Source organism: Vreelandella sp. 162(4c) (assembly GCF_058152265.1).
Map to the genome: position 1 here is coordinate 3736599 of NZ_CM176981.1, position 23871 is coordinate 3760469.

Annotated in this window: 18 protein-coding genes; 11 read left to right on the forward strand and 7 right to left on the reverse strand. The window is 56.3% G+C overall.

Annotation, left to right across the window (positions count from 1 at the left end; translation table 11 throughout):
• The first annotated feature begins 30 nt into the window (after positions 1-30).
• Together AC4EYZ_RS17120 and AC4EYZ_RS17125 are read left to right on the forward strand one after the other, a co-directional pair.
• Positions 31-1542 carry an amidase gene (locus tag AC4EYZ_RS17120; protein ID WP_474191136.1) on the forward strand — a complete coding sequence of 504 codons (1512 nt, stop codon included), beginning with the start codon at positions 31-33 and terminating at the stop codon, positions 1540-1542.
• A gap of 392 nt (positions 1543-1934) precedes the next feature.
• Entirely contained in the window at positions 1935-2585 is a 651-nt protein-coding gene (locus tag AC4EYZ_RS17125) for a LysE family translocator (protein WP_474191135.1), read from the forward strand.
• A gap of 53 nt (positions 2586-2638) precedes the next feature.
• Here the strand turns inward: AC4EYZ_RS17125 and AC4EYZ_RS17130 are convergent, their stop codons facing one another.
• The gene (locus tag AC4EYZ_RS17130) at positions 2639-3025 is read right to left on the reverse strand and encodes an META domain-containing protein (RefSeq protein ID WP_427770876.1); all 387 of its coding nucleotides are present in this window, start codon (positions 3023-3025) and stop codon (positions 2639-2641) included.
• Positions 3026-3383: 358 nt separating this feature from the next.
• On the opposite strand from AC4EYZ_RS17130, the gene thpD reads away from it, so the two are divergent.
• Both thpD and AC4EYZ_RS17140 read left to right on the forward strand, forming a co-directional pair.
• On the forward strand, positions 3384-4382 hold the full coding sequence (gene thpD / locus AC4EYZ_RS17135; protein WP_474191134.1) for an ectoine hydroxylase: 999 nt from the start codon (positions 3384-3386) through the stop codon (positions 4380-4382).
• A 118-nt stretch (positions 4383-4500) separates the two neighbouring features.
• Positions 4501-5166, forward strand: coding sequence for a fumarylacetoacetate hydrolase family protein (locus tag AC4EYZ_RS17140; RefSeq protein WP_022522053.1), 666 nt, complete (start codon positions 4501-4503; stop codon positions 5164-5166).
• Positions 5167-5303: 137 nt separating this feature from the next.
• Here the strand turns inward: AC4EYZ_RS17140 and speA are convergent, their stop codons facing one another.
• Complete coding sequence (gene speA, locus AC4EYZ_RS17145) at positions 5304-7220, reverse strand: biosynthetic arginine decarboxylase (RefSeq protein ID WP_474191133.1); 1917 nt, start codon at positions 7218-7220, stop codon at positions 5304-5306.
• Positions 7217-8176: a homoserine kinase gene (locus AC4EYZ_RS17150; protein WP_474191132.1), complete on the reverse strand. Its 960-nt coding sequence runs from the start codon at positions 8174-8176 to the stop codon at positions 7217-7219. Before AC4EYZ_RS17150 ends, speA begins: the two co-directional genes overlap by 4 nt.
• A 180-nt stretch (positions 8177-8356) precedes the next feature.
• Between AC4EYZ_RS17150 and polA the strand changes: the two genes are divergently transcribed.
• The 6 genes from polA to cydC all read left to right on the forward strand — a co-directional run bounded on the left by polA (position 8357) and on the right by cydC (position 17657).
• Positions 8357-11146 (forward strand): DNA polymerase I, encoded by a 2790-nt coding sequence (gene polA / locus AC4EYZ_RS17155; RefSeq protein ID WP_490203933.1) that lies wholly within the window; start codon positions 8357-8359, stop codon positions 11144-11146.
• 236 nt (positions 11147-11382) lie between these two features.
• Positions 11383-12954, forward strand: coding sequence for a cytochrome ubiquinol oxidase subunit I (locus tag AC4EYZ_RS17160; protein ID WP_041159519.1), 1572 nt, complete (start codon positions 11383-11385; stop codon positions 12952-12954).
• A complete protein-coding gene (cydB, locus tag AC4EYZ_RS17165) occupies positions 12951-14093 on the forward strand; it encodes a cytochrome d ubiquinol oxidase subunit II (RefSeq protein WP_081742606.1) in 1143 nt (380 codons plus the stop codon). The genes AC4EYZ_RS17160 and cydB overlap by 4 nt, the downstream gene beginning before the upstream one ends.
• Before the next feature lie 12 nt (positions 14094-14105).
• Positions 14106-14225: a cytochrome bd-I oxidase subunit CydX gene (cydX, locus tag AC4EYZ_RS17170; RefSeq protein WP_051052215.1), complete on the forward strand. Its 120-nt coding sequence runs from the start codon at positions 14106-14108 to the stop codon at positions 14223-14225.
• Positions 14209-15924 (forward strand): thiol reductant ABC exporter subunit CydD, encoded by a 1716-nt coding sequence (cydD, locus tag AC4EYZ_RS17175; protein WP_152419310.1) that lies wholly within the window; start codon positions 14209-14211, stop codon positions 15922-15924. Before cydX ends, cydD begins: the two co-directional genes overlap by 17 nt.
• Positions 15912-17657, forward strand: coding sequence for a thiol reductant ABC exporter subunit CydC (cydC, locus tag AC4EYZ_RS17180; RefSeq protein WP_474191129.1), 1746 nt, complete (start codon positions 15912-15914; stop codon positions 17655-17657). The genes cydD and cydC overlap by 13 nt, the downstream gene beginning before the upstream one ends.
• A gap of 90 nt (positions 17658-17747) precedes the next feature.
• Here the strand turns inward: cydC and AC4EYZ_RS17185 are convergent, their stop codons facing one another.
• Positions 17748-18773: a Fe(3+) ABC transporter substrate-binding protein gene (locus AC4EYZ_RS17185; protein WP_190374668.1), complete on the reverse strand. Its 1026-nt coding sequence runs from the start codon at positions 18771-18773 to the stop codon at positions 17748-17750.
• A gap of 243 nt (positions 18774-19016) precedes the next feature.
• Between AC4EYZ_RS17185 and AC4EYZ_RS17190 the strand changes: the two genes are divergently transcribed.
• Positions 19017-20135 (forward strand): ABC transporter ATP-binding protein, encoded by a 1119-nt coding sequence (locus AC4EYZ_RS17190; RefSeq protein WP_027958853.1) that lies wholly within the window; start codon positions 19017-19019, stop codon positions 20133-20135.
• A 24-nt stretch (positions 20136-20159) separates the two neighbouring features.
• Here AC4EYZ_RS17190 and AC4EYZ_RS17195 read toward each other — a convergent pair whose 3' ends face one another.
• The 3 genes from AC4EYZ_RS17195 to AC4EYZ_RS17205 form a co-directional block, all read right to left on the reverse strand.
• Positions 20160-21845, reverse strand: a complete 1686-nt coding sequence (locus AC4EYZ_RS17195; RefSeq protein ID WP_490203934.1) for an ABC transporter permease — start codon at positions 21843-21845, stop codon at positions 20160-20162.
• 177 nt (positions 21846-22022) lie between these two features.
• Positions 22023-23360, reverse strand: coding sequence for a TRAP transporter large permease (locus AC4EYZ_RS17200; RefSeq protein WP_009288578.1), 1338 nt, complete (start codon positions 23358-23360; stop codon positions 22023-22025).
• The gene (locus AC4EYZ_RS17205) at positions 23357-23860 is read right to left on the reverse strand and encodes a TRAP transporter small permease subunit (protein ID WP_138799844.1); all 504 of its coding nucleotides are present in this window, start codon (positions 23858-23860) and stop codon (positions 23357-23359) included. The genes AC4EYZ_RS17200 and AC4EYZ_RS17205 overlap by 4 nt, the downstream gene beginning before the upstream one ends.
• Positions 23861-23871 lie beyond the last annotated feature (11 nt).

The window sequence follows — 23871 nt, forward strand, 5'->3', positions numbered from 1 at the left end:
GCAATCGTCTGTGTATAGGAGTAGTTGACTATGAGTGTGAAACGACCTGGCATTGATACGTTGGCCGCCATTTCCGATTATTATGGTTTTGACCTTTCCTTTGATGAACTGAGTGAGTTCCAGTCCGCCGTTGCTGGCTCAATGGCCATTTATGATCGCCTGGACGAACTGGCGGATGAATCGCTGCCTGTCAATTACCCACGGGCGGAATTGGGCTATCGCCCCGTAGGTGACGACAATCCGCTTAATGGCTGGGCTTGGAAATGTTCGGTGCCTGGCGCCGAGGAGGGGCCGCTCGCGGGTCGAACGGTCGCGCTAAAGGACAATATCGCTCTGGCAGGCATTCCCATGATGAATGGCTCACCGATCATGGAAGGTTTTGTGCCCCGCGAGGACGCCACCGTTGTCACCCGGCTGCTCGACGCTGGCGCGCACATCATCGGCAAGACGGCCGTTCCTGCGTTCTGCTTTGACGGTGGCGGCTGTACTGGCTACCCCGAGCCCCAGCCGGTCAATCCTCACGATCATGATCGACTGGCCGGTGCATCCTCCAACGGCAGCGCCGTGGTGGTGACCAACGGTGAAGTCGATATGGCCCTAGGGGGCGACCAGGGCGGTTCCATTCGGCTACCCGCCTCATGGAGCGGTTGCTACGGGATCAAAGGAACGCATGGCCTTGTGCCTTACACAGGTATCTTTCCCATTGAGCAGACTCTTGACCACGTAGGCCCTATGGCGCGCACCGCGGAAGATTGCGCCCGAATGCTGGAAGTGCTGGTGGGCTCGGATGGCTTAGATCCACGCCAATACGACGTACGCACGGCGAAATACACCGAAACGCTAAGTGAAGATCTTACTGGTATACGCATTGGCATCCTACGTGAAGGGTTTGGTATTGCCGGTGCCAGTGAGCCCGATGTGGATGCCGCTGTACGGGAGGCTATCAGCGTGCTGGAAAAAGTGGGCGCCCGTGCTTCGGAGGTGTCGGTGCCCATGCATAACGACGGGCTTGCACTGTGGAGTGCGATCGCCTTTGAGGGGGCCACCGAACTGATGGTTAGGGGCGATGGCTACGGCACAAACTGGCGCGGCCATTACAGTACGCAGCTTATGGACTTTTATGGGCGGGCTCGCCGCGCTCGCGGTCATGACTTTAGCGACACGGTGAAGATGACGGTGCTCGCCGGGCACTACATGTCAGAGCAGTACAATCGCCACTACTATGGTAAAGCCCAGAATATCGGTAGGCGTCTCGCGCGCGATTATGACAACGCTCTGCAGGAATATGACTTGTTAATCATGCCTACCACCGCCATGAAAGCGGTAAAGAGGCCGGCTGATAAAAGTCTCAATAGCACACTGGCCGGTGCGCTTGGCAACCTGCACAACACGGCCCCGTTTGATGTCAGTGGCCACCCAGCCATGAGCGTCCCGGTTGGCTTTTCGGAGGGCTTGCCCGTAGGTATGCAGTTGGTTGGTAGACGCTGGGATGAAGCGACCGTGCTTAAAGTCGCCCATGCTTATCAGGTCGCTATTGGCTAGTGGTATACGGCGAGCATTGATGCAGTAGTAACCCGATTATCTTCGATAAAACTTAAGACGAGCGGGCCTGGATTCATAGAATAAGCTCAGCACTTTGGTTCACAAGGTAGAGGCAGTAGGGCCAGCGCTGGTACCCTTTCTGCCTTACCTACCAGAGTGAAGCAGAGCATGGAATACTGGTAACTGGCTCAGACCCAACATATCAGTTAGCTCAGCAGGCGCGGTTATTGATGCCACGCCGAGGGGCAGCGCACGCCATCACCCTGGATTCTGGATCGGAATTCGCCGAGCACAGAAAGGTTGCCAAGGCCGTCTCGGCAAAGAGCACTAGAAACCGCAGATGCTGCACTTATTAGTTGAATTCAGGGCTTATCATTTCAGGGTGAATCTCGATGATTCCACTTCATGATTACTTGGCATTTCTCTCCATCGTTACGCTCATCGTAGTCTCCCCAGGAGCCAACCTGTTCCTGCTGCTTCAGGCGACGCCGGCGCAAGGCCGTGTTACGGGGGTGTTGATGACCCTGGGCTTCTGTGCGGCGATCATATCTCATGCCACTTTGGCGCTCATTGGTGTTGGGGCACTCGTCGCAGCCTCTGTCACGTTATTCACTATTATAAAATTTGTGGGCGCTGCATATCTTATTTGGCTTGGCGTTAAGGCATTTCGAGCAGCACTAACGAAAACGCCCATCGCGTCGCAGGCGAAAGATTGTCAAACATTGCCGAGGATAAGCCAAAGACAGGCCTTTGTACGGGGCTATCTCACCAATATTCTCAACCCCAAGCCCGCTATCTTCTACGTTGCGGCCTTTCCCCAGTTCCTGAGTGCCGGTGGAACGGACTACTGGCTGGGAGGGCTCGGTTTGGGAGCCAGCCATGCCCTGATCGCTCTGTTCTTCTACGGTATGGTTGTCGTCACATTGCATAGAGTCGCTGAGTGGTTAAGGAAACCATGGGTATGGAAGTCGATCCAAGGCATCTCTGGTTTAGTCTTTCTTCTGATCGGCGGTCGCCTCTTGATTTCGCGCTCCCCGGCCTGATTCTTCTAGGCTTGGTGAGTTTAAAATGCGTCCTTTAGATGAGCTCTTTGTGATTAATAAAGATGCACCGCCTCGAAGACCGCCAATGGTTCACTGTTATCGCTCGACAGTACAAGCATTGCGCCATCCACGCTCCATGCTGTTACCTGCTTGAGTGTGGCTAGAAAATCTTGCTCAGTTTTCATTTGGGACGGTGGGCAGGCCATTTTAGTGCTGGCGATTTGCCCAAACTCTATGCGCTCGTTTTCCACACGGTAGCTGCCCATCAGGGTATTACAGCCGGTAGCGCCGGCTAAGCGAGAAGCCTTTTGATGAAGAACCAAATGTGCTTCACGGAAATTCTCATGGGTGACGACCGGTGCGCTATCAAGCGTTACCAGCTTCCAGTAGGTGTTGATCAACGGTTCATTAGGGCGATGCGCTGTCTCGTGGGTATCCATTGTTGCTGAAGAACACCCAGCGGTTATTAATAGCGCGCTGATAAATCCATAAATCGGTAGCTGCCTTTTCAAAGTATGATTCCCCATTCAGTTAGATAAAAAGATGAGCAACATTAACCGCAAACATTGTGGCTTGGAGTGAGCTTTTTAGGTGACTTATTGCCTAAAAAGCCACTGTTCAATTTTTTTCACGTAACCTACGTTATCAAACCAGAAATCATGCCTTGCGAGGAAATTTTAGTGGTCTAGGCTACTCCCTGCACGATGTTAGAATCGTGCTGTTTTATTTATATGTACGCTAATCTTTATACGTGCAATATGTTCGATCTGAAACCTAATCATACAAGGAGTGGATTAGATGACAGTCAAAAGCACACCACTAAATGCTGTAACCGCCCATAAGCAATATAGCGAAATGGCCGATACGCCTAACGTTCACACTACTCAGGTTCAGCGCCAACAGGTACAGGATGCCTACCCGTCGCGCTTAACCACCCCTCCTGAGAAAACCTGGCTGCCGCGCCAAGAGGCGGTTGTCAAAGGCCGTCAACTTTCCGGCCCGTTAAGCCAGGCGCAGCTTGATGAGTTTGAACGTAAAGGGTTTCTGTTTATTCCCAACCTCATTGAAGGCGCAGAGCTTGAGGAGCTGCGTCAGGAAATGAAGGCGTTGATGAGCAACGATAAGTACCTCAATCAAGACTTCAGCGTCACTGAGCCAGAGAGCCAGGAAATCCGCTCGCTATTTGCGGTTCACTTCCTTTCTGAGCGGTTGGGAAAGCTGGCCAGCGATGAGCGTGTCGCGGGCGCTGCTCGTCAAATCATAGGCGACGACCCTTATGTGCATCAGTCGCGTATTAACTATAAGCCTGGATTTGCCGGTAAGGGCTTTAACTGGCACTCCGACTTTGAGACGTGGCACGCGGAAGATGGCATGCCTGCGATGCACGCGGTTAGCGCATCGCTGATCTTAACTGACAACCATGAGTTCAATGGTCCGTTGATGCTGATCCCCGGTTCGCACAAAAAGTTTGTACCCTACGTGGGGGAAACACCGGAGGATAACCACAAAAGCTCGCTGAAAGCGCAGGAAGTGGGCGTGCCAAGCCCAGAAGCACTTACCGAGCTAGTGGCTGAACACGGTATTGAAGCGCCAAAAGGCAAGGCGGGTGGTTTGCTGCTGTTCGATTGCAATACGCTGCATGCTTCTAACGCCAACCTGTCGCCTGACCCGCGTAGCAACGTGTTCTTCGTGTTTAACCGCCAGGATAACCGTTGCCGGGCGCCTTATGCGGCAGCCAAACGACGGCCTGATTTCCTGGCTCATAGCCCTGGTCAACAGGCTCAGCAATATCGCTAACGTGTAGTGGGGAAACAAATTCATGGCCGAAGGGTGTGGAACCTTCGTATAGGTGGGGTAAACTGTTGCGCCTGTCGTTGCGAAAGCGGCACGCATAATGAGAAGGAGAATACCCGCCATGCGTTTTGTTCCACAGTTTACCGATGGCCAGGAGTTTCCCCACCCGCTGGGCAAGGTTGTCTGCATCGGCCGCAATTATGCCGACCATGCGAAAGAGCTGGATAATCCAGTTCCCACTGAGCCGTTGCTATTCATAAAGCCATCGACCAGCGTTGTGGATCTAACCAAACCGTTGGATCCGCCGTTTTCACGCGGTGATGTGCATTATGAAGCCGAGCTTGCGCTGTTAGTGGGTGAAACGTTAACCCACGCCACCCTGGATGAAGCCGAGCGTGCGATTGTCGGTATCGGGTTGGCGATGGATTTAACGCTGCGTGATGTACAGACGAAGCTAAAAGAGAAAGGGCATCCCTGGGAAATCGCCAAAGCTTTTGATGGCGCTTGCCCGCTTTCGTCGTTTCTGCCGCTAAGCCGTGTTCCCAACTGGAACGCGCTGGCTTTCACGCTTGAGATTGATGGTGAAGAGCGCCAGCACGGTGAAGGCTCCGATATGATCTTCGCCATACCAACCTTGGTAGCCGAAATGAGCCGTCACTTCACTCTAGAGCCGGGCGATGTAATTTTGACCGGCACGCCATCAGGCGTTGGAGAGCTGGTTCGCGGTTCATCACTGCGTTTAACCTTGACCGGTGGTTTGGTAGTTGAAACCAGCGTAGTCGAGTAGCGAAAAAAGCAGAGAATTGCTGGGCAGTGTTGGATCGTGCAGAAGCGCCACCCCAAAATCAGGGTGGCGCTTCTGTTTAGCGTAACCCAATACGTGCCATTCAGTACGGGCTATTCAAGACTGGTTTTCAAGATCGGTTATTCAAGATAGGTATAGCCTTCCAGACCTTCGCTTAAGCTCGCCGCAAAGCGCGCTTGCTCGTCGGCAGTAAAGCCGCTGGCGGCTAGCTGGTCGGTGAGCTTCTGCTTGAGCACATTGGCATTGAAGTTGACGTAGGCAAGTACCTGGGCCACCGAGTCCCCGGCCAGCGGGTTAGATAGTGTCCACTCGCCGTCGGCATTGAGCGCAGCATCAACGGAGTCGGTGTCGCCAAACAGGTTGTGTAGATCGCCAAGAATTTCCTGATAGGCGCCCACTAGAAAGAACCCTAGCCAGCGTTCATCGTCTGAAGCCCACTCGGGAAGCGGTAGGGTGCTCTCGACCCCCTGGCCGTCGACGTAGCTGTCGATGCGGCCGTCGGAGTCGCAGGTGATATCCTGAATCACTGCCCGCCGGGTGGGCGCTTGATCCAGCCCGCTCAGCGGCAGCACCGGGAATATCTGCTCGATGCCCCAAACGTCAGGCACCGACTGGAACAGCGAGAAGTTGACGAACAGTTTATCGGCGAGCTTCTCCGCCAGCTCGTCCATAATTTCCCGATGGGCACGGTTACGCGTATCCAGCTGGGTGCGCAGCCGTGCGCAGGCGGCCATATACACCCGCTCGCCTTCAGCGCGCGCGGTAATGTCACTCAATCCCATCACGAAACGTTCCTGCAGCTCGCTCACCGCTTGAAGCAGGTCGTGCCAAGCTTCGACCAACATGCGAGGTTCTTGGGCAGTGGCGAGTTGCTCGAACACACGCCAGAGTAACTCAACTTGAGTATCCTCTTGGGAGTGTCGTTCAGGGGCAGTGTCATCAATACGCTCTTCGCCAATCACGTTAGTGATCAGCACCGCGTGGTGGGCTGTTAATGCCCGGCCGGATTCACTGATCAGATGGGGCTGGGGTAGATTCGACTCTTGGCAGAGCTGAGCAAAGGCGCTCACTACGTTGCGGGCGTATTCACGCATCGAATAATTCGCGGAGCAGAAGCTGCGCGAGCGAGTGCCTTCGTAATCGATACCCAGACCGCCACCTACGTCTACGGTGTCAATCGGCGCACCCAACTGCATTAGGTTCTGATAGAAGCGCGCGCACTCGCGCAGGCCACGCTGAATATCGCGAATGTTGGCGATCTGGGAGCCCAGGTGGAAGTGCACCAGCTGCAGGCTTTCCAGCGCCTCCTCGCGACGCAGAGTATCTACCACCTCAAGAATTTGGCTGGCGGTTAGGCCGAACTTAGATTTCTCACCGCCGGTATTCTGCCACTTGCCCTTACCCACAGAGGCAAGGCGGGCGCGCAGGCCAATACGCGGGATAACATCCAGTTCTCTCGCTTCTTCCAAAATCAACTGCAGCTCGGAGAGCTTTTCGACCACCAAATAGACCTTGTGGCCGAGTTTTTCACCCAGCAGCGCAAGCCGCACATACTCGCGGTCTTTGTAGCCATTGCAGACAATCAGCGAAGAGCCGCCGTCAGACAAAGCCAGCACTGCCAGCAACTCGGGCTTGCTGCCCGCTTCCAGACCCACACGGCCGTTGCCGCGCTCGGCGGTGGCCAGAATCTCTTCGACTACTCTGCGCTGCTGGTTCACTTTAATCGGGTAAACGGCGGTATACCCGCCCTGGTAGTCGCAGTCGCTCATGGCGGCATCAAAAGCGCCACACAGTTGCTCCACCCGGTCATGAAGAATATCGCTAAAGCGAACCAGCACCGGCAGGCGCAGCCCAGCGCTTTGCAACTGGCGAACCAAGCCGCTCAGCGGTAGCGCCGGGCCTTCCGCATCACTACCGAGGGGCCGAACCAGGGCCTGGCCGTGGTCATCCACGTCAAAGTAGCCGCTGCCCCATTGGTCGATATTCCAGGTGCGCCGTGCGCGAAGGGCAGGGCTAGTCGTCGCCATCACACTCATGCAGAAACCTCAGGTAGCGGCAGTGCACCGTGGGCAATGCGCGCAGTTAATATGGTTCGAAAACGTTCGGGGTCGTGGGGCGTCAAATCGTGGGCCGGTGGGTCAACATAGACCACCAGCAGGCGTGACAGCCAGTAGCGAAGTGCCGTCATACGCAGCATGGTGGGCCATAGCTCCCGTTCATCCGCCGTTAACGGCCGGCGCGCCAGGTAGGCGCTCAACAGCGTGTTGTAGCGCTCAGCGTTGAGCGTGCCATCTTCATTAGAGGCCCAGTCGTTGATCACAATCGCCAGATCAAACAGGAGATCCCCAGTGCAGCCATTATAAAAGTCGATAATACCGCCAAGCTGGTCACCCTCAAACAGAGTGTTGTCGCGAAACAGATCACCGTGTAGGGCGCCTTGGGGCAACTCACCGTGTTGCATAAAGGCGCTCTCGAAATCGTCGACTTCATCCTTCATCAACGTTTGATCCGCGGGGCTTAGGTAACTCAATACTTTATGGTGCATCACCTGCAGCCAGTTGAGATCCCGCGGGTTGGGGCGGTGGCCGGGGAAACGCTTTGACACCACGTGCAGGTGACCCAAAGTATCGCCTAAGGCATGGCACTGGGCTACATTGGGCGCCTCGGGATGGCGGCCAGGCAGGCGCGGGAATAGCAACGCCGGCTTGCCCTCCAGGCTATGCAGCGCGATACCTTCGCGGTCATGAATGGTGCCGGGCACTGGTAAACGGTGCTCGTCCAAATAGTCCAGCAGTTCGACAAAGAACGGCAGTTCTGCGTGCTCGCCCTGTTCGAACAGGGTTAACACCAGCTCGCGGCGGTCGGTAGTCACAAAAAATGTCGAATTTTCGGTGCCGTTCGCGACTCCCTGAAGGGAAACAAAACTGCCCACATCAAACTTTTCTAAAAACGCGGCGACCTGTGCGTCGCTAAGCGGGGTAAATACAGCCATGAGAGTCTCGCCCAGGTTGCTAAGCCCATTATTGTAGCGGCTTGGTCGCTCAGTTGGCAGCGTTGTTGTGATAAGAGAGTCGAGTTTGGCTCTGCAGTCTGCCTGTGCAACGCGTATCATATGAGCCACTCTTATTGGCAATTCTTTTTAAGCAATCTTATTTAACAATGGAACTTGGTTATGGCTCGCGCTCCGATCGTCCTCGTCGATGGCTCTTCTTATCTGTACCGTGCCTTTCATGCGCTGCCGCCGCTAACGACCTCCAATGGTCAGCCAACGGGCGCGGTGAAAGGCGTGTTAAACATGCTCAAACGGCTGATTAAGGATTATCCCGAAAGCCCCATGGCGGTGGTGTTTGACGCGCCGGGCAAAACCTTCCGTGATGAGTTGTACAGCGACTATAAAGCGCACCGCCCGCCGATGCCCGATGACCTACGCAGCCAGATCGCTCCGCTGCACGCCTGCGTGAAGGCGCTGGGCCTGCCGCTGCTTTGCGTTGACGGCGTAGAGGCGGACGATGTGATTGGCACCCTGGCCCATCACGCCACCCAGGCGGGACGCGATGCAGTGATCTCCACCGGCGATAAGGATATGGCGCAACTGGTTAATGCCCATATCACTCTGGTGAACACCATGAAGGATGAAACCCTGGATGAGGCGGGCGTAGAAGAAAAATTCGGTCTGCCGCCCGCATTGATTATCGATTTTCTCGCTCTGATGGGTGACAAGGTCGATAACATTCCCGGTGTGCCCGGCGTGGGTGAGAAGACCGCTATTGGCCTGCTGCAAGGCATGGGCGGTGGGCTGGAGACCATTTATGGCGACTTAGAACGAGTGAAAACGCTCACTTTCCGGGGCGCCAAAACTCTGCCCAAGAAGCTTGAAGAGCATCGCGATCAGGCGTTTCTCTCCTATCAGCTGGCCACCATTAAAGTCGACTGCGAGTTGCCGGTGGGCTTGGATGATTTGGATATTGCTCATCCGGATCGCGAAGCGCTGGTCATCCTGTATAAAGAGATGGAATTCCGCCAGTGGCTGGGTGAGCTGCTGGAAGGCAAAGACGAAGGCGTGGATGACGTTAAAGGCGGCGAGCCTGCGCCCGTAAGCGCTGAGGAAGATGGTAGCGAGTCCGAGGGGGAGAGCGCTTCTGTGCAAGCCTCTGTTCGTGAAGATCAGGTCATCCTCGAACAGGCAGACTTTGATCGCTGGCTGGATCGGCTACAAAACGCCGAGTGCTTCTGTTTCGATCTGGAAACCACCAGCCTTAATTACATGGATGCGGAAATTGTTGGCGTTGGCTTGTCGCTGGAAGTGGGTGAGGCGGCCTATATCCCGCTTGCCCACGACTACCTGGATGCGCCTAAGCAGCTTGACCGCAAAACGGTGTTGGCGGCGTTAAAACCGCTGCTGGAAGACCCGACAAAAACCAAGATTGGCCAAAACCTCAAGTACGATATTTCCGTGCTGGCCAACTATGCGATTTCCGTGGCAGGCCCTTTTGCTGACACCATGCTGGCGTCGTATGTGCTCAACTCCACCGCTACCCGCCATGATATGGATTCGCTGGCGCTCAAGTATTTGGGTGAAAAGACCATCTCCTTTGAAGAGATTGCCGGTAAGGGCGCCAAGCAGTTGACCTTTAACCAGATTGCCCTGGAGCAAGCGGCGCCATACGCCTGCGAAGATGTCGATATCACCCTGCGGCTGCAGCAAGCGCTGCGTCCCCAGGTCGAGAGCGAAGGGCGTCTGGCGGAGGTGCTGGATAATATTGAGCTGCCGCTGATCAAAGTGCTCTCGCGCATCGAGCGCAACGGTGTCGCCGTGGATGCTGAGCTACTGCACAAACAGAGCCAACAGTTAGAGCAGCGCATTGGCGAATTAGAACGCGAGGCGTTTGAACTGGCCGGGCGCGAATTTAATCTCGGCTCACCCAAGCAGTTAGGGCAGATTCTGTTTGAAGAGCAGAAAATTCCGGTGCTCAAGAAAACCCCTAAAGGCGCACCTTCTACCGCGGAAGGTGTGCTGGAAGAGTTGGCGCTGGATTACCCGCTGCCCAAGGTGATTATGCAGCACCGGGGGCTGGCCAAGCTGAAGTCCACCTACACCGATAAGCTACCGCGTCTGCTCAATAAAGCCACTGGCCGGGTACACACCAGCTATCATCAGGCAGTCACTGCGACCGGGCGGCTGTCGTCGTCGGATCCCAACTTACAGAACATTCCCATCCGTACCGAAGAGGGGCGCAAAATTCGTCAGGCATTTATTGCCCGCCCTGGCTACCGTATTGTCGCCGCCGATTACTCGCAAATTGAGCTGCGTATTATGGCGCATTTATCTGAAGATAAAGGGCTGCTGGAAGCGTTTGCCGAAGGGCGTGATATTCACACCGCCACGGCGGCAGAAGTCTTCGGCACCTCTCTTGAGAAGGTCTCTGGCGATCAGCGCCGTAGCGCCAAAGCGATTAACTTCGGCTTGATCTACGGCATGAGTGCCTGGGGGCTGTCGCGTCAGCTGCATATCGAGCGCAACCAGGCGCAAACCTACATTGATCGTTACTTTGACCGCTATCCCGGCGTGGCCCGCTATATGGAGCGCATTCGCTCGCAAGCAGCAGAGGATGGTTTTGTCGAAACTGTATTAGGGCGGCGGCTTTACCTGCCGGAAATTCAGTCGCAAAACCGCAACCGCCGCCAAGGCGCTGAGCGCACCGCGATTAACGCGCCGATGCAGGGCACTGCCGCCGATATTATCAAGCAGGCGATGATCGATGTGGATGCGTGGCTAGCGGAAGGCGAGTTCGATGCGCTGATGGTGATGCAGGTGCACGATGAACTGGTGTTTGAAGTCGCCGAGAAACAGGTCGAGGCCTTTATCGAGCAGGTGCAAAAACGCATGCAGGGCGCGGCTGAGCTGAAAGTACCGCTGATTGTAGAAGCGGAGAGCGGTGCCAATTGGGATGAAGCGCACTAATGCCTACTACCAACACCGCAAGCCTCATTCGTTTACGCCTGCGTCTCTGAATGAGGAAGGGGGTGGATGGCATATTGTCGCAACAGTGCAATGCTTAAGTAAGGAATTGATCAAGATCAAATTGTTGGCTCGGGTGGAGGAATAGCCTATACACATCGCTTTGCCTGGGTTAGCACCTGTCTGTGGTTTCCCGGTGGGGCGAAAGGTGTGTTTAAGCTATCCATCGGGAGTCACTCATGGACATTGTTGAATTATCCAGGTTGCAGTTCGCCTTTACGGCGATGGTGCATTTCCTGTTTGTACCCTTAACGCTAGGGCTGTCGATACTTCTGGCGATCATGGAGTCGGTCTATGTCATGACCGGTAAAACCATTTATCGTCAGATGACCAAATTCTGGGGCAAGCTGTTTGGTATTAACTTTGCGTTAGGGGTAACGACCGGTATCGCCATGGAGTTCCAGTTCGGCACTAACTGGTCGTACTACTCTCACTATGTCGGCGATATTTTCGGAGCGCCCCTGGCGATAGAAGCCTTGATGGCGTTCTTCCTTGAGTCGACGCTGGTCGGGCTATTCTTCTTCGGCTGGGATCGCCTGTCAAAAGAGAAGCACCTGGCGGTTACCTGGTTCATGGCCTTGGCGACCAATATGTCAGCCCTGTGGATTCTGGTAGCCAATGGCTGGATGCAGCACCCCGTAGGGTCGGAGCTCAACCTAGCCACCATGCGTATGGAGTTGGTCAGCTTTGCAGAGGTACTGCTCAACCCCGTCGCCCAAGTCAAATTTGTGCATACCGTGTCAGCGGGGTACGTCACCGGGGCGATTTTCGTGTTGGCGATTTCAAGCTGGTACCTGCTCAAGGGGCGTGAGATTGCCTTTGCGCGGCGCAGCTTTGCGATTGCTTCTGCCTTCGGGTTGGCCAGCGCGCTATCGGTCATTGTACTGGGCGATGAGTCTGGCTATGAGCTGGGGGATGTGCAGAAGGTCAAGCTGGCCGCCATCGAAGCAGAGTGGCAAACCCATCCCGCACCTGCGGCTTTCACGCTATTTGGGCTCCCCAACGAGGCGGAACAGCACACCGACTTTGCCATCCGCATACCTGGTGTGATGGGCTTGATCGCCACGCGCTCGCTGAATACCGAAGTGATGGGTATTCGGGAGCTTAAGGAAGAGCACCGCGAGCGCATCGTCAATGGCCAGGAAGCCTACGCACTCATGCAGCGCCTGCGCAGTGATGAAGAGCGCGAAGGGGATATGGCTCGGTTCGAGGAAGTGCGCAGCGATCTTGGTTATGGGCTACTGCTCAGTGCCTATAGCGACGATGTAGCCAATGCGACCACAGCCGAAATTGATCAAGCCGTTGAAGCGTCGATTCCTAAGGTTTGGCCGCTTTTCTGGTCTTTTCGGGCCATGGTCGCCGCGGGCTTTAGCATGCTGTTGCTGTTTGCGCTGGCCTTCTGGCATAGCGTACGTCGTCAGCCAGAGAAGTCCCGGTGGCTACTTCGCTTCGCGCTGTTCAGCCTACCGCTGCCTTGGATTGCCTGTGAGGCGGGCTGGTTCGTGGCCGAATATGGGCGTCAGCCGTGGGCAATCGGCGAGATATTGCCGGTGCACTTGGCCATTTCCAGCCTGACTGCTGAGCAGGTGCTGTTTACCCTGATTTCTATTGGCGTCCTCTACACCACCTTCGTCATCATCGAAATGTGGCTGATGCAACACTTTGCCCGCAAAGGGCCCTCCGGTAGCGGTTACCTGGATGATGACGCTGAGTCTGACTATCCAATCTCAACCCCAGCACGGGAGGCATGATGATGGACTACGAAACCCTTAGGTTTGTCTGGTGGGTGCTGATCGGCGTGCTATTGGTGGGCTTCGCGGTCACCGATGGTTTTGATATGGGCGTTGCCGCCTTGCTCAACGTGGTCGGGCGCGGCGATGAGGAGCGCCGGGTGATGATCAACTCCATGGCGCCTCATTGGGACGGTAATCAGGTCTGGCTGGTCACCGCAGGGGGCGCACTGTTTGCTGCTTGGCCTCCAGTTTACGCAACAGCCTTCAATGGCTTCTATCTCGCCTTGATGCTGACGCTATTTGCGCTTTTCCTTCGCCCCCTGGCGTTCGATTATCGCTCCAAGTTGGAAAATCCCACATGGCGCCGTCGTTGGGATTGGGGGTTGACGATCGGCTCCGCCGTTCCCGCGCTGATCTTTGGTGTCGCTTTTGGCAATCTCTTGCAAGGCGTTCCCTTCCAGTTCGATGACTATCTGCGCCTGGAGTATCAGGGCGGCTTGCTGGGCCTATTGAACCCCTTTGCGCTATTGGCCGGGCTGTTGAGCCTGCTGATGTTCGTCACTCACGGAGCGGCTTGGTTGCAGCTTAAAACCGAGGGCGAACTGCGCAGCCGTAGTGCGGCCATCGGCAGCCTGACAGCACTGATATGCGCGGCACTGTTCGTGCTGGGTGGGGTGTGGCTGCTCCTGGGCGTTGATGGCTACCAAGTGACTAGCGTAATCGACACCCAAGGGTACAACGATACTACCGGTAAAATCGTGGCGGTCAGTGCTGGCGGCTGGATGACCAACTACAGCCGCTTCCCGCTGTTGTGGCTACTGCCAATACTGGGCGTCTTAGGTTTTGTGCTCTGCGCGCTGACCATGAAGCTGGGACGCCATGCGCTGGCATTTACCAGTTCGGCTGTCGCCATGGCGATGGTGGTGGTCACAACGGGCGTTACGATGTTTCCCTTCGTGATGCCGTCGTCGCTGAACCCCAACCATAGTCTAACCATGTGGGATGCCACGGCGAGCGAGTTGACGCTCAAGATCATGTTTGTGGTGGTGTGTGTTTTCGTGCCGTTGGTGCTGCTGTATACCGCCTGGAGTTACTGGGTCATGCGTGGACGCCTGAACGAGCAGTTTATTCGTGATAACGACAAAGCGCTTTACTGAGGAGGGTATCGTATGTGGTATTTCGCCTGGATTTTGGGTGTCACGCTGGCGGCCACCGTCAGCATTCTTAACGCCATGTGGCTTGAAGTGAATGGCTATGAAGGCGAATCCGAGCATGAGCGGAGCGACTGAAGCCAATGACCCGCGGCAGCGGCTGAACCGCTGCCTTGCCCCACAACGCTGGTGGTTGCGGGGCGCCACGCTGCTAGCGATGATCGGCGTGGTATTGCTGATTGCCCAGAGTTGGCTGTTGGCCACTATTTTTCACCATTGGTTACTGCTTTGGCAGGGTAGGGAGTCGCCGGGCCATCCGACGGTTTGGCTAGCAGGGCTGGCCATTTGCATGGTGCTACGCCCTTTTCTCCACGCTGGCCGGGAATGGCTGTCTCGTCAGGCCAGCCTGCGTGCTCGTGACGCCTTACGCAGCCAGTTATTAACGCAGCTTGGCCACCTTGGGCCGGTTAGGCGCCAATTTGGCAGTGATGGCGCCTTGGCCACTCAGGTGCTGGAGCAGGTGGATGCCTTGGACGGCTACGTTAGCCGCTATCGGGTACAGAGCTTGCTGGCGGTACTAGTGCCCTGTCTGATAGCGGCGGTGGTAGCGTTTTATAGCCCGCTGGCCGCGGGATTGATGCTAATGACCGCGCCGTTGGTGCCACTATTTATGATCCTGGTGGGACGTGCTGCTGCGGGTGCCAGTCAGCAGCAGTTCGTCGCCTTGGCGCGTATGGGGGGCCGCTTCCTCGACCTGGTTCGTGGGATGGCGACGCTACAGCGCATGGGAGCAACTGACCAAGCAGAGACCAAGGTCGCCCAGGCGAGTGATGCCTACCGTGGGCGTACTATGCGGGTGCTTAGACTTGCCTTTCTATCCAGCGCGGTGCTGGAGTTTTTTGCCGCGCTGGCGATTGCCTTGGTGGCGCTTTATCTCGGCTTAGGGCTGCTTGGCCTTTTGCCCTGGGCGAAAGCGGAGGTGCCGGTACCCTATCAGGGGGCGCTGTTTATTTTACTGCTGGCGCCCGAGTTCTATGCGCCGCTTCGCCAATTGGGCACTGACTATCATGCCCGGGCGGAAGCAATCGGTGCCATGCAGGCGTTGACGCCTCTGCTGGAAGCTGACACTTGGCAGCCTCAAGAGGCACCGCTACCCCCGGTAGCGAGAAACGTCGAGTCTTTCACCGTGGAGTGTAACGAGCTGAGTGTTCGGGGTGAAGGCGGTCGGCTTCGTCTGGCTCCGCTTAACCTCACGCTGGCGGCGGGCGAAAGGGTGTTGGTGCAGGGCGAAAGCGGAGTGGGCAAGTCGAGCCTTTTGCATGCGTTGTTGGGATTTAGCGCTTACCAGGGCAGCCTGGAGGCGAAGGGTTGCGAACTTGCCCAGTGGCCCCGCGCCACCTGGCAACGCCAGCTTGGCTACCTCAGTCAGCAACCACCGATCCAGTCTGGCAGCATTGCAGATAACCTGCGCTTGGCGGCTCCGGATAAAACAGATCAAGAGCTTATTGAGGTTCTGACCCTGGTTGGCCTGTGGCCGATTCTGCTTCGCGGTAATGGGCTTGCCACGCAGCTGGGCGAGCGCGGACAGGGGCTATCCGGTGGCCAGCTGCAACGTTTGGGATTGGCGCAGTTGCTGCTTCGCGATGCAGCGCTATGGCTATTCGATGAGCCCACGGCCCACCTTGATCCGGATGCTGCCTGGCAACTCAATGCATTGATCGGAAAGCTTAGCCGCGGGCGTAGCGTGCTTATCGTCAGTCACGAGTCGGCGGGCCTGGAGTGGGTCGATCGGCAAATTGAGCTGTCATCGAAAGAGGTCATGACATGCTGCGATTAAACAAGACCCCCTCTGTAGAACAACCTCCCACTATCCGGCTGCGTGATTTGCTGTTGCTTCGGCGTGGCGGCTGGTCGCTGGCGTTCTTGCTAGGCGCCGCCACGCTGCTGGCTGTGATTGGCTTGCTGGCTATCTCGGGTTGGTTTATTACCGCGGCGGCGGTTGCCGGTACGATGACGGCGACCGCCTTCGGTTTCGACTATTTTCGCCCCGCAGCGCTGATTCGTCTGTGCGCCATTGTGCGCACGGCCGGGCGCTACGGTGAACGCCTAGCGTCCCATGATGCCGCGCTAGGGTTGCTGAAGGATCTGCGTTGTCGATTGTTCATGGCATTGGGGAAAAAGCCATTACTGCAGGCGGCTTCCAGTCCTTCTCACCACGGCACGGCCAACGCTATGCATCGCCTTGTGACCGATATAGACCAGCTTGATCAGGTGGTATTACGGGCGCTCCTGCCCTGGGGCTGGGCCGGGCTAATGGTGGTGGTTGTCATGGCAGGGCTTTACTGTCTGAGTGGCACCCTGATGTGGGCTGCTTTGCCGGGAGTGCTGTTAGCCTGGCTGGGGTTGCCGTTACTGGCGTTATGGCGTGGTATTGATCAGGCACGCCAGAGTGCCGAACTTGCTGAGCGTCGTCGGGTGGCACTGATTGAGCCCTTGGCAGCCATTACCTCATTAGTGCTGTGGGGGCGATGGCCAGAGATGGCCCAACGAGTGAAAAAATGGGACGCCGACTACTTGGCGCATCAGGAGCGCCAGCAACTGCTTGCCAGCCTGACCACCGCGTTGCAGCAGGTGGCGCTGGGAGCTGCCATCGTTAGTGTGCTATGGCAGGCAGAAGCACTGTTAGCGGCCAGCCATTTGACGGTGCCAATGCTGTTAGCCGCCGTCTTGGCGATCCTGGCATTAGGGGAAATATTGGCACCACTGACCCATAGTTTTCTTGCCTTGGGCGCGAGCCTTGCCGCACGGAATCGCCTCAATGCCCTGTCGGAAGGGGCGCCGAGGGCGCAAGCCGCTATTGAGGAGGTTGAAACCGCACCGCTCAGCTGGCAGCTAAATGTCAGCCAATTAACAGCAGGCCTGCCTGGCGCACTGGTGGGGCCGCAACGTATCAACCTGGCGTTGAAGAGCTGTGAAATACTCTGTTTACATGGCCCCTCGGGGTGTGGCAAATCGACCTTGTTGCAGGTATTGGCCGGCGAGTTGCTGCCGCTGTCCGGGGAGTGTTGTCTTAACGGCTATCCCATTGAGCAGTGGTCAATGCACAACGCCGTCGGCTATCTGCCCCAACAGTGGGATTTGTTTGACATGAGTCTGGCGGAAAATCTACGCCTTGGTGCCCGTCATGCCGGTGATAGTGAGCTGTGGAGCGTTCTTGATGATTTGGCGCTAGGCACCTGGGCGCGAGGGTTGCCCCAGGGGCTTGAGACACCTTTGGGCGAGTATGGAGCAGCCGTCTCTGGAGGTCAGGCGCGACGTATCGCCCTGGGGCGGGTGCTGCTGGCGCGACGGCCCATTCTGCTGCTTGACGAGCCGTTAGCCGGGCTTGACGCGGTAACTCGGCGTCATGTCGTCACCAGCCTTGTGCGCCGCGCACAGCATGGGATTCTGGTTATTTCCAGCCACGTGCCATTAGAGCTGCCTGAAAGTCAGGTGTGTACCCTCTATATGCAGGAAGATGGTCGTCCCCGGCGCTTTCCGCCAGTGCCAGCATGTTTAGAAGCGCTATAACGCAAAACACCCGCAGTTGCGGGTGTTTCTAGCCTCTACTTAGGTGATTTTTGCCTAGCGAGGTTCTTCCTTCAATTCGGGCAGGGGGGCTTAACGCCAGCCGACGCGATCAAAAATGCGGATCGCTTCAGGGTTGTTCTCACCCAGTACGCTGATGTTCACGTCATCCGTTTTGAAGTTGCCCCAGGATTCCAGCACCGGGTCTTTCTTGATGCCGTCAACTACCGGGAACTCATTGTTGCCGGAGGCGAAAATTTCCTGAGCAGTGTCTGAAGACAGGTATTCGAGGAAGCGAATGGCGTTTTCGCGGTTAGGCGCACCTTCCACCACACCGGCACCGCCAACGTTCACGTGAGTGCCGCGGTCACCCTGGTTGGGGAAAATAATACCCACTTTGCGAGCCGCTTCACGCTCGGCGTCGTCGTCGGATTTTAGCAGGCGAACATAGTAGTAGTGGTTAGCCACAGCGATGTCACACTCGCCGCTGGCCACGCCCAGAATCTGGTCGGTATCGCCACCTTCCGGATCCCGCGCCATGTTATTGACCACGCCTTGGGCCCACTCTTCAGCACCCTCTTCACCGTGGTGCTCGATCATTGCGGCCAGCAGCGACTGGTTGTAAATGTTGTTGGAAGAGCGAATGCACACCTTGCCTTCAAACTGCGGGTCGGCAAGGTCTTCGTAGCTAGTGATCTGGCTCGGATCGAAGTTTTCACGGTTATAGAAAATAACCCGTGCGCGCTGACTAAAACCGAACCACAGGCCGTCAGGGTGGCGCATGGCTTCGGGCAGGCGCTCGTTGAGAACGTCCGACTCGACGCTTTGGAAGATGCCTTCATCTTCAGCGCGCCAGAGGCGGCCAGCATCGACGGTGAGCATGATGTCTGCAGGGCTGGCCACACCTTCGCGCTGAATGCGCTCGATCAGCTGATCGGAGTCGCCTTCAAGGATGTTGACTTCGATGCCTGTCTCTTCGGTGAACGCATCGTAGAGGCGCTCGTCAGAGTCGTAGTGGCGTGCGGAGTAAAGGTTGAGCTCGTCTGCCACGACCTGACCGGCAAACGTAGCGCCCACCATCATCGCTGCCATCGGAGCAACAAAGCGTACGGTTTTCATCAAGCACATCCTTATTTATTGAATGATAATAAGTTACATTATTAACATTGTTATTGAAGCGTTTCGTATGCCTTCAGTCAAGAGCAAATGCCTACCCAAAAGGTGGTACGTGCATATCGGGGCAATTAAAAATAGAATGCAAACAACTTTCAAATGTACTGAATCCGCGTTTAGTCTTTTAGAGGTGCGGTTTGCTCACCTGGAAAGTGCTATTCAGACAGTGCTAATTAATAGCGGTGATTTATGACGGCAACTCTAAAGGTAACTGAAAGAAGGGCTGCTGAGGAAGCGCCCGGCTCTTCTGCGTTAACCCTGCGTAATGTACGCCACGCTTATGATGGCCATACGGTCGTAAAAGGGGTGGATTTAAGCGTTGCTCCAGGCGAGGTGGTCTGCCTATTGGGGCCCTCTGGTTGTGGCAAAACAACGCTGCTGCGTATCGCTGCGGGCCTTGAAGTACTGCAAGAGGGCAGCGTTTACTTGGAGGATATTTATATTGCAGGCCCGGGTCAGCGTCACGTGCCGCCGGAGAAACGCAATGTCGGGCTGGCGTTTCAAGACTCGGCACTTTTCCCCCACTTAACCGTTTTGGAAAATGTCACCTTTGGGCTTAAACATTTAGCTTCTCGCGAACGTCGGGAGCGGGCGGCCAAACTGCTTGAGCAGTTGGGTATGGCTGCGTATATCGATGTTTACCCGCATATGCTTTCAGGGGGGCAGCAGCAGCGGGTGGCCCTGGCACGGGCGCTGGCGCCATCTCCGCGCTTAATGCTGTTGGATGAACCGTTTTCAAGCCTTGATGCGCGGCTGCGAGACCGAATCCGCGACGATACGCTGCACGTGCTTAAAAAAGTCGGCGCGGCGACGTTGCTGGTGACCCATGACCCCGAAGAGGCCATGTTTATGGCCGATCGCATCGCGCTAATGCGGGATGGCCGGATCGTGCAAACGGGAACGCCGCGAGAGCTTTACTGCTCACCTCAAGACCCTTTTGTCGTGACCTTTTTTGGCGACGTCAATGAACTACAGGGCAAGGTGCATAACGGCGCGGTTAACACGCCCGTGGGGCGGGTGCCGGCCGGTGGGCTAGCGGAAGGCAGCGACGCCCAGGTCATGATTCGCCCTGAGGCGCTGCGTATTGTTGAGCGTGAACTGCCTGCGGATGAGCACCGCCATAGCCATGTGGTAATGGCGAAGCTGCTGGGGCGGACCAGCCTGCTACACCTGTGTGCCCATGGTGGAAACGGCCTTGAGGCCCACCTGCACGCCCGCGTACCTGGGGTGTTTTTACCCGCGGAGGGTCAGCCGGTGGATATTCACCTCGACCTTTCACAGGTATTTGTTTTTCCCCTTGTGGCCTAGCATTTAGTGCTTGGCATTTAGCTTTTACGACTGAGCGCCGGGACGTGAGCGGCGCATGGCCATGCTAAGCAGAATGACCGGCAGGATGCCCACTACCACAATTGCCAATGACGAGGTCGATGCTTCGGCCAATCGCTCGTCAGAGGCGAGATTATGCGCCCGCACGGCCAGGGTGTCGAAGTTGAAGGGGCGCAGAATAATCGTCGCGGGCAGTTCCTTCATGACGTCAACGAAGACTAAAATTCCCGCCGCCAACAGGCTGCTGCGCATCATTGGTGTATGAATGTGGCGCAGCGTGCCCCCTGCCGTTTGACCCAGGGTGCGCGAGGCGGCGTCCATGCTGGGGGTTACTTTGCCTAAGCTCGCCTCAACGGCATTGAACGAGACAGCTAGAAAACGCACGACATAGGCGTATAACAAAATAAACGCCGACCCACTGAAGACCAGGCCAACGATGTAGCCATAGTGATTATTCAGCCAGGTGTTGAGGGCGTTATCCAACCAGGCAAACGGAATCAGAATACCCACCGCGACTACCGAACCGGGAATCGCGTAGCCCATAGAGGCTACGCGAGAAGCCACCCGCGCAAACGTCGTATCGTGCATGCGTACGCCGTAGCTCAGCACAACGGCCAAGCCCACGGCGATTAGCGCAGCCACTGTTGCCAACCCCAGACTGTTCCAGGCGTAGCCAATAAATCGCGAGCCCCAGAGCGAATCGCCCCCTTGCAGGGCTAGATTGAGCAGAATGCCGCTGGGCAGTAAAAAACCCACCAGCACCGGCACCAAGCAGGCTAGTGTCGCCGCAGCAGCGCGCCAGCCGTGCAGCGCGTACTCGGGCAACTGCTGATAGCGATTGGTGGTGTGGAAGTAGCGGCGCTTACCCCGTGACCAGCGCTCCAGCAGCACTAGCACAATCACGAAGGTGAGCAGGCACGCCGCCAGTTGTGCTGCCGCTACCTGTTCACCCATGCCAAACCAGGTGCGGTAGATGCCGGTGGTAAAGGTATCCACGCCGAAGAACTGAACCGCCCCAAACTCGTTAAGTGTTTCCATCAGAACCAGCGATACCCCACCCACCAGCGCCGGGCGTGCCAACGGTACGGCGATACTGGCAAACAGTTTCCAGGGGCCGCGGCCAAGAGTGCGGCCCACATCCAGCACGCAGACCGACTGCTCTAAAAACGAGGCGCGGGCCAGCAGGTAGACATAGGGGTAAAGCACCAGGGTAATCACCGTCGCGGCGCCACCAAGGGAGCGAATATTGGGAAAGTAGTAGTCGCCATATTCCCAGCCAAATGTCTCGCGTAGTAGGCTTTGTAACGGCCCAGCAAATTGGAGAAAGTCAGTGTAAGCGTAGGCGATAACGTAGGTGGGTACTGCTAACGGCAGCAGTAGCGCCCACTCGAATAGCCGCTTGCCGGGAAAGCGGCACATGACCACCAGCCAGGCCGTCCCGGTACCGATGATAAGCGTGCCGAGTCCTACGGTCACAACGAGCCAGAAGGTGTTGTTCAAATAACGGCCAAGTACGGTGCTGGCCAAGTGTTGCCAAACGCCATCGGTGGGCATTGCGATATGGGCAAACACCACCAGCACAGGCAGCGCCACGACGAATGCCACTGCTATCAGGGCAATCGACCAGGGGCTAGCGCGACGGCTAAGTGAAGAGGAGAAGGCGAATAGCCCGCGATAGCCGAATCTGAACAAACGAACACTCCTTGCAGCAGCGTAAAGTGGCGCAGCGCACTTAATGCGAAATAGTGACGGGCGTGAATAGTAGCACTGGCGCTGCGCTGCTGCAGCTTTGCAGGCGGGTAGGTGGTGCAAAAAAGCCCGCCGAAGCGGGCCATAATGGTTGGACGTTAAGCTTTAAGTTCAGAGGGCCTAGTAACCGCCCAACAGCATTCTAGGCAGGCCGGTAATCAACCACGGGAAGAACGCCATTAGCGTACAGGCCAGCAGAATCAAGGCGACGAAAGGCACGACCGCTTTGTACAGATCGACGATTTCGACCCCAGGTGGTGCCACGCCTTTTAAGTAGAACAGTGCATAGCCAAAGGGTGGGGTCAGGAACGATGTCTGCAGTACTACCGCCACCATCACCACGAACCAGAGCATATCCACGCCCATGGTTTCGACGATGGGCAGCATGATCGGGAAGCTCAGTAGTACGATGCCGGTCCAATCCAGGAACATGCCCAGGATAAATACCAGGAACAGCATCAGGATCAGTGCCCCAATGGTGCCGCCAGGCATTGCCAGCACAAGGTCGCTAATCACGGTCATGCCGCCACCACGCGAGAACACGCCGGTAAAGGCAGTAGCACCGACGAGTACCAGCATGACCATGGTGGTGGTCTTGCCCGCCTCTATCATCGTCCAGAAGCAGGTGCTGATTTTGCGGTCGCCGAAGATCATAAACAGGATAAAGGCGATAAAGACGCCGATAGCGGATGCTTCAGTGGCGGTGGCGACGCCGGTAAATAACGCGCCCAGCACGCCCAGGATCAACGACATGGGGGGAAGCACGTACTTCGCCAGCATGATCAGCAGTTGTTTAGTGCTGACTTCGGCGCGTTCTTCGGCTGGTACCTTAGGGCCATAGTGCGGTTTGATGTAGCAGATGATCAGTACGTAGAGTGCATACATGACCCCAAGTAGCAGGCCGGGAATCAGCGCGCCAGCAAACAGTGCGCCCACGGAAACCGGTGAGTAGCTGGCCATCAGAATGAGCATGATGCTGGGCGGAATCAAGATGCCTAAGCAACCGCTGGCCATAATAACGCCTGCGCTCAGCTCTTTGTTGTAGCCATACTTGAGCATCGGCACCAGGGCAATCATGCCCATTACTGCAATTGAAGCGCCAACAATACCGGTGGTAGCCGCTAGCAGCACCGATACAATGACCACGGTAAGCGCCAAACCACCGCGCAGGTTCGCCAGCAATAGGCGCATGGCGTCAAACATCTTCTCAGTAACACCAGAGTCGTTTAAGAACCTCGCCATCAATATGAATAGCGGTATCGCGACCAGGACATAGTTATCCATGGCGTTACCGAAAATATTGTTGATCAGGGTGCCGAGAATGCGCTCGCCGGGGCCAAGAAAGGCACCGATAACGGCTACACCGCCTAGCACAAACGCCAACGGGTGGCCCATAAACAGCCCCACCATCAGGCCGCCAAACATCACCAGCGTGAGTACTTCAGGACTTAGGTTCATGCTGATGCCTCCTCACGAAGCTGCATGATGGCACGCAGCACAATGGCAATTGCCTGCAGCAGAATCAGGATAGCAGCCACCACAATCACCCCTTTGATCGGGTAGACCGGGATTGAGACCATGCCATAGGTGGTTTCACCGCGGCTCCAGGCGCGTTCAAAGAAGCTCCAGCCCAGGGTGATCAGCATCCAGATAAAGGGGACAAAGAAAATCAGGTAACCAAGCACTTCAAGCACTGCTTGCTTTTTGCGCGACAGCAGACGTTTTAATATATCGACTTCCACGTGGGCATGATGTTTGAGCCCATAGGCCGCCATTAGCATAAAGTGGGCGCCAAACAGCATTTTGGTCACGTCAAATGCCCAGTCGCTAGGGCGCCCAAACAGAAAACGTGACGCAATATCGTAAAGAACAATCAGGGTAATGATGGCAATCAATGGAGCGATGACACGCCCAAAAGCTTCATTGATGGCATCGATCGCCTTGGCAATCGCATTCATGGAAGATCTCC

Bases quoted from the DNA above. Each gene is read 5' to 3' on its own strand.
- AC4EYZ_RS17120 (WP_474191136.1), top strand. From the start codon at position 31: ATGAGTGTGAAACGACCTGGCATTGATACGTTGGCCGCCATTTCCGAT.
- AC4EYZ_RS17125 (WP_474191135.1), top strand. From the start codon at position 1,935: ATGATTCCACTTCATGATTACTTGGCATTTCTCTCCATCGTTACGCTC.
- AC4EYZ_RS17130 (WP_427770876.1), bottom strand. From the start codon at position 3,025: ATGGATACCCACGAGACAGCGCATCGCCCTAATGAACCGTTGATCAAC.
- thpD (WP_474191134.1), top strand. From the start codon at position 3,384: ATGACAGTCAAAAGCACACCACTAAATGCTGTAACCGCCCATAAGCAA.
- AC4EYZ_RS17140 (WP_022522053.1), top strand. From the start codon at position 4,501: ATGCGTTTTGTTCCACAGTTTACCGATGGCCAGGAGTTTCCCCACCCG.
- speA (WP_474191133.1), bottom strand. From the start codon at position 7,220: ATGAGTGTGATGGCGACGACTAGCCCTGCCCTTCGCGCACGGCGCACC.
- AC4EYZ_RS17150 (WP_474191132.1), bottom strand. From the start codon at position 8,176: ATGGCTGTATTTACCCCGCTTAGCGACGCACAGGTCGCCGCGTTTTTA.
- polA (WP_490203933.1), top strand. From the start codon at position 8,357: ATGGCTCGCGCTCCGATCGTCCTCGTCGATGGCTCTTCTTATCTGTAC.
- AC4EYZ_RS17160 (WP_041159519.1), top strand. From the start codon at position 11,383: ATGGACATTGTTGAATTATCCAGGTTGCAGTTCGCCTTTACGGCGATG.
- cydB (WP_081742606.1), top strand. From the start codon at position 12,951: ATGATGATGGACTACGAAACCCTTAGGTTTGTCTGGTGGGTGCTGATC.
- cydX (WP_051052215.1), top strand. From the start codon at position 14,106: ATGTGGTATTTCGCCTGGATTTTGGGTGTCACGCTGGCGGCCACCGTC.
- cydD (WP_152419310.1), top strand. From the start codon at position 14,209: ATGAGCGGAGCGACTGAAGCCAATGACCCGCGGCAGCGGCTGAACCGC.
- cydC (WP_474191129.1), top strand. From the start codon at position 15,912: ATGCTGCGATTAAACAAGACCCCCTCTGTAGAACAACCTCCCACTATC.
- AC4EYZ_RS17185 (WP_190374668.1), bottom strand. From the start codon at position 18,773: ATGAAAACCGTACGCTTTGTTGCTCCGATGGCAGCGATGATGGTGGGC.
- AC4EYZ_RS17190 (WP_027958853.1), top strand. From the start codon at position 19,017: ATGACGGCAACTCTAAAGGTAACTGAAAGAAGGGCTGCTGAGGAAGCG.
- AC4EYZ_RS17200 (WP_009288578.1), bottom strand. From the start codon at position 23,360: ATGAACCTAAGTCCTGAAGTACTCACGCTGGTGATGTTTGGCGGCCTG.
- AC4EYZ_RS17205 (WP_138799844.1), bottom strand. From the start codon at position 23,860: ATGAATGCGATTGCCAAGGCGATCGATGCCATCAATGAAGCTTTTGGG.